Genomic DNA, 16,151 nt, shown 5'->3' on the forward strand with positions numbered 1-16,151 from the left:
GTGACACGCGTGAGGGCGCGTCCGCGCCGGGTGCCGGGCCGGTGTCCGACGCCGCTCTCGTGGCCGGCGCAGAGGGCGCGGCCGCGTCCCCGGCCGGGCCCGGTTCCTTGCCCGCGTCCGGTGCCGCCCCGATGCCCGGCACCGCCGTCGCGTCCGACGCCGCGCGCGCGTCCGGGGCGGAGCCCGATGCCGGTTCCGGCGCCGGTCCCACGTGCGGTGCAGCGACCTCCGACACACCGGCGTCCCGGCCCGCGCCCGTATCCGGTGCTGCGTCCGCGCCGGACGGCGCACCCGCCCCGGAGTCCGGCGCCGCCCTCCTCACCGACGTCGCGGGAGGCGGGCGATGAGTGTCGTCATCGAGCGTGCCACCAGCGCCGACATCGCCGACCTGCGGCAGCTCTACTACGCCGTCTACGGGCCGCACTACCCCACCTCGCTGGGCACCGACCCGGCCGAGATGGCCCGCCTCATCCAGGATCCGGACACCCTCTGGCTCGTCGCCCGGTGCCCCGCCACGGAGGGCCTCGCCGGCTCGGCGGCCGTGCACAGCGAGCCCGGCAGCCGCATCGGCCGGCTCGAAGGGCTCGCGGTCCACCCGGACCGGCGCGGCTCCGGACTGGCCGGGCAGCTGACGCGGGCCCTGTGCGCGGGGACCCTCGACGCCGGGCGCGTCGACTCGGTCTACGCCACCGTGCGTACGGTCAGCGCCGGACCCCAGCGCGTCGTGGCCCGCAACGGCTTCCGACCCGTGGGCATCCTGCCCAACGCCGTCGACGTGAGCAGCCGCGAGAGCCTCGCGCTCTACGCGCGTTACTCGCCCGGGGTCCTGGACCGGCGCGTCCCCGTCACCGAGGTGCCCGCGAGCCTGGCCCCGCTCCTGCGGACCGTCGAGGGCAGCCTGGGCATCAGCTACGCGGACACGGTGGCCACCGAGCCCGTACCGGCGCCGGCCCCGCCCCCGGTGGCACGGCTGGAGATGGTGGAGGCGCCCGCGTTCGTCCGCCGCCGCTTCCAGGAGCGCTTCCCGGACGCCGACCGCTGGTTCTACCCGCTGCACACCCCCAACATCCTGCTGACCCCCGACGACGGCGGGTTCGAGGTGTACGCCTACCTCAACCGCACCGGCGGGTACTGCGCCCTGGTCACGGCCCACCCCGACCCGGCGGCCGCCGCCGGCTGGCTGGAGCCGGTCACCCGGACGCTCACCCGCGCCGGTGCGGGCTACGTCGAGGCCCTGGTGCCCCTGGACCACCACGGCGCGCTCTCCGCCTTCGCCGCGCAGGGCTTCATCGCCGGTGCCCTCTACCCGGCGATGCGCCGGGACGGCGACGGCTTCCACGACTACGTGGTGATGTCCCGGACCACCGAACACATCGACTTCCGCGGCGTGGTCGTCGACGCGCCCCTCCAGCCCTTCCTCGATTCCTATGTGTCGGCCTGGGCGTCGACGTATCTGCCCTCACGTGAGGTTGCCTCATGACCCCCTTGAACCCCCATCTCGCCCCCGTCGACGTCCCCGACGCGACCGCCCTCGCCGGCGTGCAGCGGCTCTGCGACCTGACCGACCCCTACACCTCCGGCCCCGCCGAGGAGGAGTTGTTCACCGCCGCCATGGCGGAGATCAACGCCTGGCACGGCGAGCGGTCCCCCTTCTTCCGGGGGCTGTACGACAGCGAGCGCCCGGACACGCCGTACGACGCGCCCCTGATCCACGCGAACTTCTTCAAGCGCCACGAAGTGCTGTCCATCCCCATGGACGACGTCGACCTGCACCTGACCTCCTCCGGCACCACCGGCCAGAAGTCGCAGATGTTCTTCGACCGCTGGACGATCCGCTCCGCGCAGCGCATGGTCGCCCGCATCTTCGACCGCAACGGCTGGATCACCCCGGACCAGGAGGTCAACTACCTCCTCTACAGCTACGAGCCCGCCCGGGACCTGAAGCTGGGCACCTCCTTCACCGACAACTATCTGTGCGACTTCGCCCCCGCGCGGCAGGTCGAGTACGCGCTCCGCGACACCGGCAACGGCCATGAGTTCGACCCCTTCGGCTGCGTCGCCGCACTGCGCCGCTTCGCCGAGGACGACGCACCCGTCCGCATCCTCGGCTTCCCCGCCTTCCTGTGGTTCACCCTGGAGCGGATGAGCGCGATGGGCCTGCCGCCGCTGCGGCTCCCGGAAGGCTCGCTGATCATCCTCGGCGGCGGCTGGAAGGGCCACACCGACCGGCAGATCGGCAAGCACGAGCTGTACGCACGCGTCACCGAACAGCTCGGCATCCCCTCCGAGCGGATCCGCGACACCTTCGGCTCGGTGGAGCACTGCATCCCCTACATCGAGTGCGCGCACCACAACCTCCACGCGCCCGTCTGGTCCCGCGTCTTCATCCGGTCCACCCGCACCCTGGAGACCCTCCCGTACGGCGAGCGCGGCTACCTGCACCTGGTGTCCCCGTACATCACGTCCGTACCGGCGCAGAGCGTCGTCATGGGTGACCTGGCCTCGCTCCACCCGGGCGAGGAGTGCGGCTGCGAGCTGGACACGCCGTGGTTCACGATCCACGGGCGGGCCGGCGTCAGCCGCAACCGCAACTGTGCCGTGGCCGCCGCCGAACTGATGAAGGGAATGTCATGACCGAGGCAGAGATCTCGACGAACCACCACTACTGGCAGGGCGCCTTCATCGGCGACGAGGAGGCCGCCCGCCGCCTGGCCACGCTGCCCGCCGCCGTCGAGGCCGCGCTCGCCGCGCCGCTCGCCACCGAGACCCTCCTCGCCGCCTGCGACGCGCTCGCCACCGCCCTGCGCGACCCGGCGCACCCGGCCACCGTGCGCCTGGCCGGCCACCTGCCCGCCGGTGAGGACGCGGACGTCCTCACCGAACTGGCCGCCTTCCTCAGCCGCGAGGAGCTCACCCGCAAGCTCCGCCGCGAGCTGGGCGGCACCGCGCCGCAGCGGCTCAGCCGGCCCGACGCCAGGGAGACCGTCTACGAGGCGTGGGCCCCGGTCGGCCTCGTCGCCCACATCGCTCCCGGCAACGCCGCCACCGTCGCCCCGCTCAGCGTCGTCGAGGGACTCCTCGCCGGCAACGTCAACGTCCTCAAGACCAGCAGCGCCGACACCCTCCTCGCCCAGCACCTGCTCGCCGAACTGGCCGCGCTGGACCCCACCGGTGCCATCGCCGAGCGCGTCGTCGTGCTGCGCTTCCCCTCCTCCCGCCAGGAGTGGCTGAAGCTGATGTGCGCCCCCGCCGACGCCGTCGCGGTGTGGGGCGGCGAGGCGGCCGTCGAGGGCGTCGCCGCCCATGTGCCGCCCGGCTGCCGGCTGGTGGAGTGGGGCCACAAGATCTCCTTCGCCTACCTCACCCAGGACGCGTGGCACGACGCGGGCACGCTGACCGCGCTCGCCGAGGACGTCTGCCGCTACGAGCAGCAGGCGTGCTCCAGCCCGCAGGTCGTCTACCTCGACACCGAGGACGCCGACGAGGTCTTCGCCTTCGCCGAGCGGTTCGCCACGGCCCTGGCCGCCGTGCCGCCCGCGGCCCCGGCGGAGGCCCCGGACCCCGCCGAGGAAGCCGAACTCACCACCACGGAGATGATCGCCCGCCTGGAGGAACACCTCGGCCTGACCCGCGTCCTGAGCGCGCCCGACGGATCCTGGCGCGTGCTCGCCGACACCCGGCCGGCCCTCACCGCCTCCCCGCTGCACCGCAGCGTGTGGGTCAAACCCCTGCCCCGCAAGCGGCTGATCCCCACCCTGCGTCCGATGCGCCGCTACCTCCAGACGGCCGCCGTCGCGGGCGGCCGCACCGACATCGCGGAACTCTCCGGCACGGTCCTGGCCGCCGGCGCCACCCGGGTCACGCCCGTCGGTGCCATGACCGCCGGCTACTCCGGCGAGCCGCACGACGGTGTCTACGCCCTCCAGCGCTACAGCCGCCGCGTCGCCGTCCAGGCCGACGAGCGCTTCGCCACCACCGCCTGCCTCGACGACCTGGCCCGCCCGGCCGTCCTCCCGCCGCCCACCGGGCCGCTGCGCGACAAGGCCGACGTCCAGGAACTCAACCGGCACGTCGACCGCCGTGACGCCGAGCTGTACTTCCGCAGCGGCGGCAGCACCGGCGCGCCCGCCCTGTCGCTGTTCAGCTACGACGACTACGACGTCCAGATGCACGCCGCCGCCCGCGGCCTGCTGGCCGCCGGCTACGACCCGGCGCGCGACCGCACCGCCAACCTCTTCTACTGCGGCGGCATGTACGGCAGCTTCATCAGCTTCTTCTCCATCCTGGAGCGCCTGGGCGGCGTCCAGATGCCGATGGCCGCCGGCCCCGACCACCGGGCCACCGCCGAGATGCTGGTCGCCCACGAGGTCGACACCCTCTTCGGCATGCCCTCCTACCTGTGGCAGCTCCTGCACGAGGAAGCGGACCTGCTGCGTTCCTACGGCGGCATCCGCAAGATCTTCTACGGTGGCGAGCACTTCACCGCCGAGCAGCGCCGCACCCTGGAGCAGACCTTCGGCATCGAGGTCGTCCACTCCATCACGTACGGCAGCACCGACCTCGGCCCGCTCGGTTACCAGTGCGTCGAGAGCGGCGGCAGCGTCCACCACCTCCACGCCGACCTGCACACCCTGGAGATCCTCGACATCGACTCCGACCGCCCGGTCGAGCCGGGGAAAACGGGCCGGCTGGTGTTCACCACCCACGCCCGGCGCGGACAGGACATCGGCCGCTACGTCATCGGCGACCTCGGCCGGGCCCTGCCGGGCCGCTGCCCCTGCGGCAGTCACTCCCCGCGCTTCGAACTGCTGGGCCGGCTCGGGGACGTGATGCGCGTGGCGACGTACTTCCTCAACCACCGCCGGTTCGTCGCCATCGCGGAGGAGAGCCTCCGCTACAGCGGCGAGACGCAGATCCTGCTGGCCAACAGCGGCCCCCGCGAACAGCTCACGGTCCGCATGGAGCGCGCGGCGGGCGTGCCGGCCGAGGAGGCGCGCGAGGCGTTCCTCGCCGGTTACCCCGAGCTGCGCACGGCCGTGGAGGAACGGCTCCTCGACCTCACGGTCGAGGCCGTCGACGGCGCCGCCCTGGAACGCACCCCGACGAGCGGCAAGCTGCGGACGGTGGTGGACACCAGGAGCTGACCGCGGCCGGGCTGCTGTGTTGTGTCCTCTGGCACCCCCAGCTACCGCTGGGGGTGCCCCCAACGGGCTGACATCGGCCGAGCCCGGCGAATCCAGCCCGTCCGGCGATTGAGGACGCGCCCGCAGGGTGCCCGCCGCCGCAGGCGGCAAAGGACGGCCCGCAGCCGAAGATCCGCCGGACGTCCCCTGGGGCCGGCCCCGTCAGCAAACAGCGAACACCCGTACGGGCCCCGGCGGCCCCCCGCCTACCGCGGCCACCAGTCGGCGGCGAACGCGCGGGCCGGGTTGGTGACGAGGGCGCTCGTGACGAACTCCTCGCCCAGCGCGGCCGCCAGCGCCGGCCGCAGCGTGCGCAGCAGGTACGGCATTCCGGGACCGCCGCCGGTCGCCGCGCGGGCGGCCGCGGTGGTGGTGTCGCCGCCGAGCAGGACCTGGTCGGTGTGACCGGCCTCCGCGAGGGTGGTGAGGGAGTCCACGAGCCGCCAGTCGGTGGCGTGGTGGGCGCGCGAGGGCCCGTCGAAGGCGAGGAACGCGCCGGAACGGGCCGCCTCCAGCTGCGCCCGTATGTCGGGGGACCGGCCCAGGTGCCCTAGGACGACGCGGCCGGGCGGAACGTCCAGCGTGCCGCAGAGCAGGTCGAGCACCTCCCGTGCGCCCGTGCCCAGTTCGAGGTGGACGGCGATCGGCGCGCCGGTCATGTGATGGGCCGTCGCGGCGGCCACCATCGCCTGCCGGGCATGGGCGTCGACGCCGTGGAACCCGCCGGCGACCTTGATCAGGCCCGCGCGGACGGGCGCGAGGGTCAGATCCGCGACGAACAGCCCCGCGAGCAGATCCCGTGCGCGCTCCAGGTGGGCGGGCGTGTAGTGCACCGCCTGGTGCAGCCCCGTCGCCGCCACCAGATGCGTGCCCGTTTCCCGCGCGAGCCGGGCGAGTTCGCCGCGCCGGCGGCCCATGCCCCGGGGGGTCCACTGCACGACCGCCCGGCCCCCGAGCTCCTGGAACGCCCGCAGTTCGGCCTCGGCGGCCGCCGCGTCGTCGAGCTCCTGGCCGGGCAGCAGCGGGCTGCGCAGGAACAGATGGTCGTGCGCGTCGCAGACCCCCAGCTGCTCGGCGGGGATGTCGCCGAGCACGGTGCGGACGGCGCTCACGCCTCGGCCCCTTCCCGGAGGGCCGCCGCCGCGACGCGCAGCCCCGCCAGCGCCTTCGGCAGGCCGGTGTACGGCGCCAGGTGGACGAAGACCTCGATGATCTCCCGCTCCGTCATGCCGACCCGCAGCCCGGTCCGGACGTGGCCGGCGAGCTGTGGGTCCACGCCGCCGAGGGCGGTCAGCGCGGCCAGGTTGGCCACCTGCCGGTCGCGCGGGGACAGCCCGTCGCGCTGGTAGGTGCCGCCGAAGAGGCTGGTCACGATCCAGTCGGGGAACCCGGGCGCGAGGCGCTCCAGGCCGGCCAGCGTCGCCTCGCTCGCCTGTTCGCCCTGGAGCGCGTCCAGCAGCCGGTAGCCCGCCACGCGGTCGAGCCGCGCCTCCCGCAGTTCCATTGCCGTGTCCCTCTCGCCGACGACCTTCACGACGTAACGGCTCACCCGTTACAAGATGATCACTGTAACGGATGAAGCGTTACGCTGGCTCGTATGACGGACGACGAACGCCTGGCCTTCCGCCTCGACTGCGGCGCCACCTGGCTCAACCTCCTCGCCACCCGCGGCCGGACCTTCGGCGAACGGCCCGTCGAACGCATCGCCACCCCCGAACGGCTGGGGGAGTGGCTGGAACACAGCGAGATGACGCCCGTCCGGCCCCCGGAGGAGGCCGACGCCCGGCAGGCGCGGGCCCTGCGCGAGACCCTGCGTCCCCTCGCCCTGGCCGTCGCGGGCGGGGAACGCCCTCCGGCCGGCGCGGCCGCCGAGCTCGTACACTTCCTCGACGGCGCCCCCGACCCCGTACGCCTCGTCGCGGCCGACCGGCTGCTGCGCGACGCGCCGGCCACGACCGCCGACGCCCTCGCCCGCATCGCCCGCCAGGCCGTCGACCACCTGACCGGCCCCGAGCGGCACACCCTCGCCGTCTGCCCCGAACACGACTGCCGGGGCGTCTTCGCCAACCCCACCGGCCGCCGCCGCTGGTGCCCCTCGCCCGCCTGCGCCAGCCGCGGCCGCGTCCGCGCCCTGCGCGAACGCCGCCGCGCGGCGGCTGATCACCGGGCGCCGCCGGTCAGCGCACGTACTCCAGCGCGACGGGCATCACCAGCGTCGTGAACCCACCCTGGTCCGCGGAGCGCGCCAGGACCGGACCGCCCGGCGTCCCGATCTCCAGCAGCACATCGGGGCCGACGCTCGTCTCCAGTACGGGCACCAGTACGGCGGGGTCGAAGCCGATCCGCGGGGGCAGTTCGTCCTGGCAGATCGCGGGCAGGGCCGTCACCTCGTCGCAGTCCACGGCGGAGACGGCCACGCCGTCCTCGGAGAAGTCCAGCGTGACGGCCGGAGTCTCCCCGAGAGCCTCGACCGCGTCCCGCAGCGCCGGCCGGCCGACGATCACCCGGTGCTCGGGCGGTGCCATCGCCGCGAGCACCTCGCGGTACATGGGGAACTCCCCGTCGAACGTCGCCGGTTCCCGCACCCCCGCCGCGCCGCGCACCCGGAACCCGTCCGGGCCCATCTCCAGCGTGACCTCGGCGGACCGCGCCGCCCACCGGCCGAGCTCCACCAGCTCGGCCGCCTCCACCAGCACCCGCGCGGGTGCCCCCGTCATCCCGAGCGGCTTGAGCTCCCGCACCGACAGGCGGTAGCGGTCGGTCGCCACCAGCCGCACCTCGCCGTCGTCGACCTCGACGAGCACGCAACCCAGCACCGGATACTCCGGGTCGACCGCCGCGGCCGGCACCACCTGCCGCACGGCGCCGGCCAGCTCCACCCCGCCGACGCGCACCCGGGTGTCCCCGGCGGGCCGCCCGCCCGTGAATCCCCGCAGCACCGCCGCGATCGCGGCCCGCGCCGCCTCCGTCTGATCCAGCACCGCCCCTAGATGCCGCTCCAGCAACTCCCGCCCCACCTCGTCGGGCCCGTCCAGCACCACGGCGATCTCGGCCAGCGGCAGCCCCGTCTCCCGCAGACTGCGCAGCAACCGCGCCCGGTCCTCCTGCTCCGGGCTGTAGAAGCGGTATCCCGTGACCCCGTCGACCCGAGCGGGCCGCAGGATCCGGCAGTCGTCATAGAAGCGCAGAGCGGACGGCGCGAGGCCGACGCGCCGCGCGAAGGCACTGATGTTCAGCAGCTGTGCGGTGTCGTTCATGTCCCGCAGTCTGGACGTTCAGCCGACTTGAAGGTCAACCCGGCGCCTTGGCTTTCCCCGCCACGCGGCCGGCGGCGTGACCTCGGGGCGCCGCGAAGCGTTCTCCACCGGGCCGTGCGAGGTGAGACGGCCGGGTGGAAGGCGCCGGAGGGATCCTCATGCTCAGAGGGCTGGCCGGTCTGGTGGCCGCTGTCGCTGTCGTGGCCCTGGGGGCGCCGGCTCCCGCCGCGCACAGCGGGCACCCGCTCACCACCCGCGCCACCGACCCGAGTTACGTGGCCCGGCTCTTCGGTGCGGAGGTGCGGCGCATGCCGACCTCGCGGCCGGTCGTGGCGCTGACGTTCAACGCGGCGTGGGACGAGACCGGGCTCGACACGGTCCTTGACGTCCTGCGCCGGCGGAACGTGCCCGCCACCTTCTTCCTGACCGGCGAGTTCGCCGAGCGTCACCCCGGGGCGGCGCGGGCGATGGCGGCAGAGCACGGGATCGGCAACCACTCCTACAGCCACCCGCTGTTCGACCGTCTCACCCGCGCGGAGGCGGCCGCGGAGGTGCTGCGCGCGGACCGGGCGATTCGGACGGCGACCGGGGCGGTGCCGCTCCCGTTCTTCCGCTTCCCCTTCAGCGCCACCACGCCGCGCGGGATCGCGGACGTCAACGCCCTCGGGTTCGCGGACATCGAGTTCACCGCCGACACCAACGGCTACCTCGGCACCGCGCGCAGCATGTCCGTCGAGAAGGCCGTCGCCCGGGCCGTCGACGCCCTGAGGCCGGGGGAGATCGTGCAGATGCACGTCGGCGCCGACGGCGACGTCCCCGGCCTCGACGCCGAGGCGCTGCCCCGCGTCGACGCTGTCCGGGCCCGCGGCTACCGGATCACGGACCCGCGCACCCTCCTCGGCACGGCACCTCCCTCCTGAGCGGCGGACGTCCGCGGCGCCGTCGCCCGCGGCGCTCCGGCCACGGGCGACGACGGCCCGGGGTCAGCCGACCGTGAGGGCCTCCACGGCGGGGGAGCGCGACAGGGCCGCGAGTCGGGCGGCCGACGTGCCGAGACCGCCCGGTGCGCCCAGGGGCGGAGCCTTGGGGGAGTTGTGGCGCAGGAGGTCGGCCTCGGTGTAGCGGTGGCATCCCTCGTGCCAGGTGAGGATTCCGGACATCCAGTCCTTGAGCTCGTCGGCATAGCCGTGCAGGGTGCCGCGCGCGGTCTCGTCCAGGCCGAAGTCCTCGAAGAGCGCGGGCAGCTGGACCGCGACGACGTGCTGGAACTCCCGCATCCGTGAGGTCATCAGGTCGGCGACGATGCCGAGCGCCTCGGCGGTGCCGCAGTCGAAGAAGTTCCGCACCACCAGGACGGCGTTGTGGACCTCGCCCTCGAACTGGATCTCCTTCTGGAAGGAGAAGATGTCGTTCATCAGGCAGGCGTAGTCCTGCGCGGCGCTCTCCATGGCCTTGACCGGGCGCGTCTCGTAGATCTCCGGGGGCACGGAGTCGCCGTGGCCGATCCGGGACAGGCTCATGGTGAGGTCGGAGCCGAAGGTCTTGCGCCGCATCTCGATGTAGTCGACGGGCTCGGGGATGCGGTTCTGCTTCTGGTTCGCCAGCTCCCACAGCCAGCTCTCCAGCATGTCCTCGACCCCGGCGCGGAACCGGCGCCGGTCGTCCCTGTCCATGGGGGCCGCCGTGCGCGCCCACAAATCGATCAGGCCGCGTTCCAGCCCGGTCAGGGCGGGCGGGGCCGGGGCGGGGTCCAACGGCATGCAGGCCAGCAGGCGTTCGTGGTAGGCCCGGGCGGCACCGAGGTCCGGCGTGCGCCCGAAGACCACCGGGTAGTAGTCGTCGGCGTACGTGCCCCAGGTGAGCCAGTCCGAGGTCAGGTCGAGGCCCTCGGGGGTCGCGTCCGGATGGATCCCGGCGGCGCACAGCGGGAGGTCGATGTCCTTGAGCCGCTCCTCGTCCCAGATGCCGGCTCCGGGGACGCCGGGGACGGTCTCCAGGATGCCCACGCGGTGGCTCCACTCGACGTTGTGCCGGCGCGCGGCGTCGAGGTGGGGGCTCAGCCGGGTCTCGTAGGGCATGCCGAAGTCGGGGTGGGGGAGCGGGCCGACCGGCTCGAACGGCACGTGCGCGTGGGCGCGGAGCCGGGCGGGGGCCGTCTCCACCAGCGAGGGCACCAGCCGCGCCGCCGAGGTGCCCAGCCCGCAGGGCCCGGCCGGGACGGCCGGCACGGCGAGCCCGGCGGCCGCCGGGGCGCCGGCCGCGTCGTTCATGTACCGGCTGGAGCGCATGTGCCACTCGTGGCCGCCGGACTGCCAGTCCTGGAGCCCCTTGACGTAGGCCAGGACGTCGGCGCCGGCCGCCAGGTCCAGGCCGTGCTCCAGCAGGAGCGGCCCGACCTCGGTGAGGGCGGTGTGCTCGAACTGCTGGAGCCGCGCGGTGAGCAGGTCGTTGACGGCGTCGGCGGCCTGCTGGGTGTCGATGTCCAGGAACTTCTCCAGGACCAGGACCGCGTTGGCCAGCTCGCCCTCGTCGCCGGTCTCGCGCTCGTACGAGAAGAGGTCGTTGCGCAGGTGCACGCCGTCGGAGAAGGTGTCCCTCAGGACGCGCATCGGCCGGGTCGCCGCGATCGCGGCGGGCACCTCCGCGCCCGCCGCGTGCTCCACGAGGTTCGCGGACCAGGGCGCGCCGCCGACCTTGCGGCGCATCTCGATGTACTCGACGGGGTTGGAGACGCGGCCCTCGTTGATGTTGGCCAGCTCCCAGAGCGACTCCTCCAGAAGGTGCCGGGTGCTCTCGCGGAAGCGGTGCCGCCAGTCCACGGACATCGCCGGGACCGTACGGGCCCACAGGTCGGCCAGGCCGGCCTCGACCTGATTGGTCGGCTCCGGCGAACTCTCCCCGGGGTCGATCGGCATGAACGCCGGCAGCCGGTCGAGGTACGCCTTCCCGCCCTTCATGTCGCGGGTGCGCTTGAAGATGTCGAGGAAGTGGTCGTCGAAGAAGAACACCCAGACGTACCAGTCGGTCACCAGGTCGAGCTCCGCCGCCGAGGCGTCCGGATGGGTGTAGGCGCACAGCAGCGCGTAGTCGTGGGAGTCGAACGCCGCCTCGTCCCAGATGCCCGACCCCTCGATCATCCGCATGTCGCGTGCCCACGCTTTGGAATGCTCGCGGGCGCTCTCCAGGTGAGGGTTCAGGCGGGCCGGATACGGCATGTAGAAGCGGGGGAGCTGGAAAGGCTGTGACATGGACCATCACGCTAGTTCGCGCGGCCGGGCCGGATAGATCGGGAAGTCGTATTTCCGCCCAATGAGGTGAAATCCGCGGCTCGCCCGCATAAGGATCTTGTGGCCGGTCGGCCCGGCCCGCGCCGGCCGTCGCCGGGTGACGGACCGATCGCTTCGCGTACCGGGACCGGGCCGCGAGCGTAGGGTCGTGAGCATGGGCGATGAAGCGCTGCGCAAGGACGTACTCGACGAACTCGGCGACGACCGTATCGAGGAGCTCGCCCGTGAGCTCGGCACCGACAAGGAGGGTGCGGCGAGGGCGGTGGAGGCCACCGTCGACGCCCTGCCCGCGTCCCTCACCGGCACGGAGGGCGGCGGAGCGGGTGGGGGCCCGGACGGCGGACCCGGCGGCGGGCTGATGTCCGGCGTCCTCAGCAGGATCGCCGGGCCCGTGGCCCAGGAGGTCGCCCGGCGGACCGGCCTGCCCGCGGCCGCCGTCTCCCGCGCGCTGGAACTCCTCCTTCCGGTGATCATGACGACCGTCGCCAAGCGCAAGCGCCGCTAGGCGGCGGTGTCCGGCGGGTCATGTGAGCGAGCGGCTGCGGGCCGTATCGCGCGCATCACCGCTGCGCGGTGGTGTCCTCAAGCGCCGGACGGGCTGCTGTGCTGTGTCCTCAAGCGCTGGACAGGCTGCTGTGCTGTGTCCTCAAGCTCCCCCAGCTACCGCTGGGGGTGCCTTCAACAGGCTGAAGGCGGCTGAGCTCAGCCGCAAATCAAGCCCGTCCGGCGATTGAGGACGCGCCCGCAGGGCGCCCGCCGCCGCAGGCGGCAAAGACGGCTAGCCCCGCCGCAGGCGGCCAGGCGGCAAAGACGGCCCGCCGCCGAAGATCCGGCTGTCCCCGGAGGGCACTCGCTTAACATCGTCGTGAACGCCGCCCCGAAGGGGCCGCCGCACGACCCACGACATTGGAACGCCGCAGTGCCCCGACCCGCCCCGTACCCCCGGACCGCCACGTCCGCGCGCCGCCCTGCCCGCGTGCTCGCGGCGGCCGCGCTCCTCGCGGTGGCGGCGACCGGGTGCGGCACCGTGGGCGAGCCGGTCGGCGCCGGCCGGACCGCGCCCGCCGCCGCCCCCTCCCGGCTGTGGCCCGACCGTCCCCCGGCCCCCACGCCCACCGGCGAGCAGCACGACGACGTCACGTCCACCCGCGTCCCGGGCATCGCGGCGATCCCCTCCGGCGACGTCCGCGCGGCGGACCCGTACACCGTGATCAAGGCCGAGGTCGCCGCCCACCGCGACGACGTCACCGGTGCCGACGGGCTCGACGACCCGACGGCCGCGAAGATCGCCTCCTGCACCCGCGGACGCCCCGGCTGCCCGCTCCGCGCCCCCGTCTACCGCGACCTCACCGGCGACGGCCACGACGAACTGATCATGGGCATCGAGATGGAGGAGCACCTCGTCGGGCTGCGCTGCTACACGGTCGTCGACGGACGGCTCACCCGCGTCATGGCGACCGTCGTCCAGCCCTCCGCCATCGAGGTGGCGGGCCGCGACCTGATCGTCTGGGAGCCCTCGACGACCCCGCACTACGCCGTGCGCTCCGTCTACTCCTGGGACGCGCACCGGCGCTACATGGACCTCCGCAGCGACGAGATCCGCCGCACCGACACGGCCGGCTCGTCGCACCCGGCGGAGCGCCACCGGTGACCGCCCGCACCCGCCCCTTGCGGCCCCGGCTGCGCAGGATCTCCCGGGTCGGTTCGCTGTACGGGAAGTTCACGCTCTTCCTGGCCGTGATGTGCTGCGTGGTGGCCGCGGTGCTCGGCATCCTGGTGCACGTCATCGTCACCCGGCAGACCGTCCATCAGGCCCGCGTCGAGGCCCTGACGCGGCTCGACTCCGCCGCCCGGGCCTACGCGGCCGGCGACCCCATGCGCCACGAGGCCGACCTGAACCCGCCCGAACTCCCGGACGGGCTGAGGAGGATGGCGCTGAGCGGCCGGCGCGGCACCGCGCTCGGCGACGACCGGGGCATCGCCACCATGTGGGCCGCCGGCCCCGCGGACGGCGGGGTCCTGGCCGCCCGGCTCGACTACCGTCAGAGCGCCGGCACCATCGAGGGCCTGGACCGCGCCATCGTCGGCTCCTCGGCCCTGGCCATCGGCGGCACCCTGCTCGTCGGCGTGTTCGCCGTCTCCCGGGTCACCCGGCGGCTGCACCGCACCGCCGACGTGGCGCGCCGCATCAGCGCGGGCGACCTCGACGCCCGGGTCGCCGACCCGCGCACCACCGATCCGTCCAAGGCGCAGGACGAGGTCGCCGCCGTCGCCGAGGCGCTGGACGCGATGGCGGGCACCCTCCAGGCCCGGCTCCAGAGCGAGCAGCGCTTCACCGCGGACGTCGCCCACGAGCTGCGCACACCGCTCGCCGGCCTCCAGGCGTCCGCCGACCTGCTGCCGCCCGGCCGGCCCACCGAGCTCGTACGGGACCGGGTGCAGGCGCTGCGGCGGCTCACCGAGGACCTTCTGGAGATCTCCCGGCTGGACTCGGCCACCGAGCGGCCCGACCTCGACGCGCACCTGCTGGGGCGGCTCGCCGAGCGGGCCGTACGGGCCTGCGAGCCGGCGGCGGAGGTGCGCGTCGTGCGGGACGCGTGCGTGGTCACCGACCGGCGCCGGCTGGAGCGGGTGCTGAGCAACCTCCTCGCCAACGCGCACCGCCACGGCCGCCCGCCGGTCGTCCTCACCGTCGACGGCCCGGTGATCACCGTCCGGGACCACGGCGACGGCTACCCCGCCTATCTCCTCGAACACGGTCCCCGGCGCTTCCGCACCGCGCCCACGTCCGGCGGTGCCAAGGGCCACGGCCTCGGCCTGACCATCGCCGTCGGCCAGGCCCGCACCATCGGCGCGGAGCTGACCTTCGACAACGCCCCCGACGGCGGCGCCCTCACCACGCTCGTCCTGCCGGAGGACCTGGAGGACGGGGAGGACACCGAGGACGCCGTCGGTACGGAGGACACCGGCGACGGCGCACCCCGGCGCTGACGCACGCGGCAGGCCCCGGCGGCGGACCACACCACCGGGACCCGTTCGGCGCCGCGGATCACACCCCCTGCAACCGCCCGGCGCCGGGCCGCAGGTAGACCGCCCAGGTCAGCGCCGCGCACAGCGCGTACACGGCGAGGAAGGCGAGGTAGGCCGCGTCGCCGTTGTGCGAGGCGAGGAACGACTGGCGCAGGGCCACATTGACCAGCACGCCGCCGAACGCGCCCACCGCCCCCGCGATCCCGATCAGCGCCGAGGCGCGGCGCCGGGACCGCTGTTCGGCCGCCTCCGGGTCGGCCCCGGCGGCGACCCAGGCCCGCGCCCGGGCGCGGAAGATCGCCGGGATCATCCGGTAGGTCGAGCCGTTGCCGATGCCGCTGAACACGAACAGGGCCACGAAACCCGTGATGAACAGCGGCAGCGATCCCTGCCGGGACGCGGCCAGCACGAGCGCCGCGCCGGCGGCCATGGCGGCGTAGTTCACCAGGGTCACCCTCGCGCCGCCCCACCGGTCGGCCAGCAGCCCGCCCACCGGCCGGACCAGCGAGCCGAGCAGGGGGCCGATGAAGGTGAGACCGGCCGCCTTGACCGGGGTGTCGAACGCGTCGTGGAACTGCACCTGGAGGACCTGCCCGAAGGCGAAGCCGAAGCCGATGAAGGAACCGAACGTGCCGATGTAGAGCACCGACATGATCCAGGTGTGCGGCTCGCGGCAGATGTCGCGCATCGCCCGCTTGTCGTTGCGCAGCGTCGTGAGATTGTCCATCCGCAGCGCCGCGCCCAGCGCCGCGAGGGCGATCAGGGGGATGTACAGCAGCGGCAGCACCCTCGGGTGGGTGGTGCCCGCGACGGCCATGACCAGCAGGCCGAGGAGCTGCACGACGGGTACGCCCAGGTTGCCGCCACCGGCGTTGACGCCCAGCGCCCAGCCCTTGAGGCGCTGCGGGAAGAACGCGTTGATGTTCGCCATCGACGAGGCGAAGTTGCCGCCGCCGACCCCGGCCACGCACGCGACCACCAGCAAGGTGGTGTACGAGACGCCGGGTTCGAGTACCACGCCGGCCAGGACGGTGGGCACCAGCAGCAGGAGGGCGCTGAACACCGTCCAGTTCCGGCCGCCGAACCTCGCCACCGCGAAGGTGTACGGCAGGCGCAGCACCGCGCCGAGCGCCGTGGGCAGGGCGGTGAGCAGGAACTTCCCCGCGGGGTCGATGCCGTACTCCGGACCGAGGAAGAGCACCAGCACCGACCACAGGCTCCACACGGAGAACCCGATGTGCTCGGACAGGACGGAGAAGACCAGATTGCGGCGGGCGATCCGGGCACCCGACTCCGTCCAGAAGGCGCTGTCCTCCGGGCGCCAGTCGTCGATGTCGTGCCGCCGGGCGCGGGCGGTGCGCCCGGCGCCGTCGGCCGGGGGCGCGGGGTGGGCG

13 protein-coding genes and 1 pseudogene are annotated in these 16,151 nt (G+C 74.0%); 9 read left to right on the forward strand and 5 right to left on the reverse strand.

Going from position 1 to position 16,151, the window contains the following annotated elements; all coding sequences use genetic code 11:
• The 4 genes and pseudogenes from J7E86_RS22305 to J7E86_RS22320 form a co-directional block, all read left to right on the forward strand.
• Positions 1–347 (forward strand): annotated as a pseudogene (locus J7E86_RS22305) (hypothetical protein); the annotation flags it as partial.
• The gene (locus J7E86_RS22310) at positions 344–1,480 is read left to right on the forward strand and encodes a GNAT family N-acetyltransferase (RefSeq protein ID WP_215083515.1); all 1,137 of its coding nucleotides are present in this window, start codon (positions 344–346) and stop codon (positions 1,478–1,480) included. The pseudogene J7E86_RS22305 and the gene J7E86_RS22310, both read left to right, overlap by 4 nt.
• Entirely contained in the window at positions 1,477–2,634 is a 1,158-nt protein-coding gene (locus J7E86_RS22315; RefSeq protein WP_215083516.1) for an acyl-protein synthase, read from the forward strand. Before J7E86_RS22310 ends, J7E86_RS22315 begins: the two co-directional genes overlap by 4 nt.
• Entirely contained in the window at positions 2,631–5,144 is a 2,514-nt protein-coding gene (locus tag J7E86_RS22320) for an aldehyde dehydrogenase family protein (RefSeq protein WP_215083517.1), read from the forward strand. The genes J7E86_RS22315 and J7E86_RS22320 overlap by 4 nt, the downstream gene beginning before the upstream one ends.
• A 245-nt stretch (positions 5,145–5,389) precedes the next feature.
• On the opposite strand, the gene J7E86_RS22325 is transcribed toward J7E86_RS22320, so the two are convergent.
• Together J7E86_RS22325 and J7E86_RS22330 are read right to left on the reverse strand one after the other, a co-directional pair.
• The gene (locus J7E86_RS22325; protein WP_215083518.1) at positions 5,390–6,295 is read right to left on the reverse strand and encodes a phosphotriesterase; all 906 of its coding nucleotides are present in this window, start codon (positions 6,293–6,295) and stop codon (positions 5,390–5,392) included.
• Positions 6,292–6,732, reverse strand: a complete 441-nt coding sequence (locus J7E86_RS22330) for a carboxymuconolactone decarboxylase family protein (protein WP_308312682.1) — start codon at positions 6,730–6,732, stop codon at positions 6,292–6,294. The genes J7E86_RS22325 and J7E86_RS22330 overlap by 4 nt, the downstream gene beginning before the upstream one ends.
• Positions 6,733–6,780: 48 nt before the next feature.
• Between J7E86_RS22330 and J7E86_RS22335 the strand changes: the two genes are divergently transcribed.
• Positions 6,781–7,404, forward strand: a complete 624-nt coding sequence (locus J7E86_RS22335; RefSeq protein WP_215083519.1) for an ABATE domain-containing protein — start codon at positions 6,781–6,783, stop codon at positions 7,402–7,404.
• Here the strand turns inward: J7E86_RS22335 and J7E86_RS22340 are convergent.
• On the reverse strand, positions 7,361–8,440 hold the full coding sequence (locus J7E86_RS22340; protein WP_215083520.1) for a MerR family transcriptional regulator: 1,080 nt from the start codon (positions 8,438–8,440) through the stop codon (positions 7,361–7,363). The two genes, J7E86_RS22335 and J7E86_RS22340, sit on opposite strands and share 44 nt — an antisense overlap.
• Before the next feature lie 158 nt (positions 8,441–8,598).
• On the opposite strand from J7E86_RS22340, the gene J7E86_RS22345 reads away from it, so the two are divergent.
• On the forward strand, positions 8,599–9,360 hold the full coding sequence (locus J7E86_RS22345) for a polysaccharide deacetylase family protein (RefSeq protein WP_215083521.1): 762 nt from the start codon (positions 8,599–8,601) through the stop codon (positions 9,358–9,360).
• A gap of 63 nt (positions 9,361–9,423) precedes the next feature.
• Here J7E86_RS22345 and J7E86_RS22350 read toward each other — a convergent pair whose 3' ends face one another.
• Entirely contained in the window at positions 9,424–11,688 is a 2,265-nt protein-coding gene (locus tag J7E86_RS22350; RefSeq protein ID WP_215083522.1) for a family 2 encapsulin nanocompartment cargo protein terpene cyclase, read from the reverse strand.
• A 193-nt stretch (positions 11,689–11,881) separates the two neighbouring features.
• Between J7E86_RS22350 and J7E86_RS22355 the strand changes: the two genes are divergently transcribed.
• The 3 genes from J7E86_RS22355 to J7E86_RS22365 all read left to right on the forward strand — a co-directional run bounded on the left by J7E86_RS22355 (position 11,882) and on the right by J7E86_RS22365 (position 14,718).
• A complete protein-coding gene (locus J7E86_RS22355) occupies positions 11,882–12,232 on the forward strand; it encodes a DUF937 domain-containing protein (RefSeq protein ID WP_215083523.1) in 351 nt (116 codons plus the stop codon).
• A gap of 414 nt (positions 12,233–12,646) precedes the next feature.
• Positions 12,647–13,378 (forward strand): hypothetical protein, encoded by a 732-nt coding sequence (locus J7E86_RS22360; RefSeq protein ID WP_215083524.1) that lies wholly within the window; start codon positions 12,647–12,649, stop codon positions 13,376–13,378.
• Positions 13,379–13,395: 17 nt separating this feature from the next.
• Positions 13,396–14,718: a sensor histidine kinase gene (locus J7E86_RS22365; RefSeq protein ID WP_374223844.1), complete on the forward strand. Its 1,323-nt coding sequence runs from the start codon at positions 13,396–13,398 to the stop codon at positions 14,716–14,718.
• A 58-nt stretch (positions 14,719–14,776) separates the two neighbouring features.
• On the opposite strand, the gene J7E86_RS22370 is transcribed toward J7E86_RS22365, so the two are convergent.
• The gene (locus tag J7E86_RS22370) at positions 14,777–16,090 is read right to left on the reverse strand and encodes a nitrate/nitrite transporter (protein WP_374223845.1); all 1,314 of its coding nucleotides are present in this window, start codon (positions 16,088–16,090) and stop codon (positions 14,777–14,779) included.
• Positions 16,091–16,151: the final 61 nt, after the last annotated feature.

Origin of the sequence: Streptomyces sp. ISL-11 (assembly GCF_018614525.1) — a bacterium.
In the GTDB taxonomy this organism is placed as follows: Bacteria; Actinomycetota; Actinomycetes; order Streptomycetales; family Streptomycetaceae; genus Streptomyces.

What these genes read in the sequence shown, in the direction of transcription:
- J7E86_RS22320 (WP_215083517.1), top strand. Translation starts at nt 2,631, where the DNA reads ATGACCGAGGCAGAGATCTCGACGAACCACCACTACTGGCAGGGCGCC.
- J7E86_RS22350 (WP_215083522.1), bottom strand. Translation starts at nt 11,688, where the DNA reads ATGTCACAGCCTTTCCAGCTCCCCCGCTTCTACATGCCGTATCCGGCC.
- J7E86_RS22310 (WP_215083515.1), top strand. Translation starts at nt 344, where the DNA reads ATGAGTGTCGTCATCGAGCGTGCCACCAGCGCCGACATCGCCGACCTG.
- J7E86_RS22345 (WP_215083521.1), top strand. Translation starts at nt 8,599, where the DNA reads ATGCTCAGAGGGCTGGCCGGTCTGGTGGCCGCTGTCGCTGTCGTGGCC.
- J7E86_RS22335 (WP_215083519.1), top strand. Translation starts at nt 6,781, where the DNA reads ATGACGGACGACGAACGCCTGGCCTTCCGCCTCGACTGCGGCGCCACC.
- J7E86_RS22340 (WP_215083520.1), bottom strand. Translation starts at nt 8,440, where the DNA reads ATGAACGACACCGCACAGCTGCTGAACATCAGTGCCTTCGCGCGGCGC.
- J7E86_RS22315 (WP_215083516.1), top strand. Translation starts at nt 1,477, where the DNA reads ATGACCCCCTTGAACCCCCATCTCGCCCCCGTCGACGTCCCCGACGCG.
- J7E86_RS22355 (WP_215083523.1), top strand. Translation starts at nt 11,882, where the DNA reads ATGGGCGATGAAGCGCTGCGCAAGGACGTACTCGACGAACTCGGCGAC.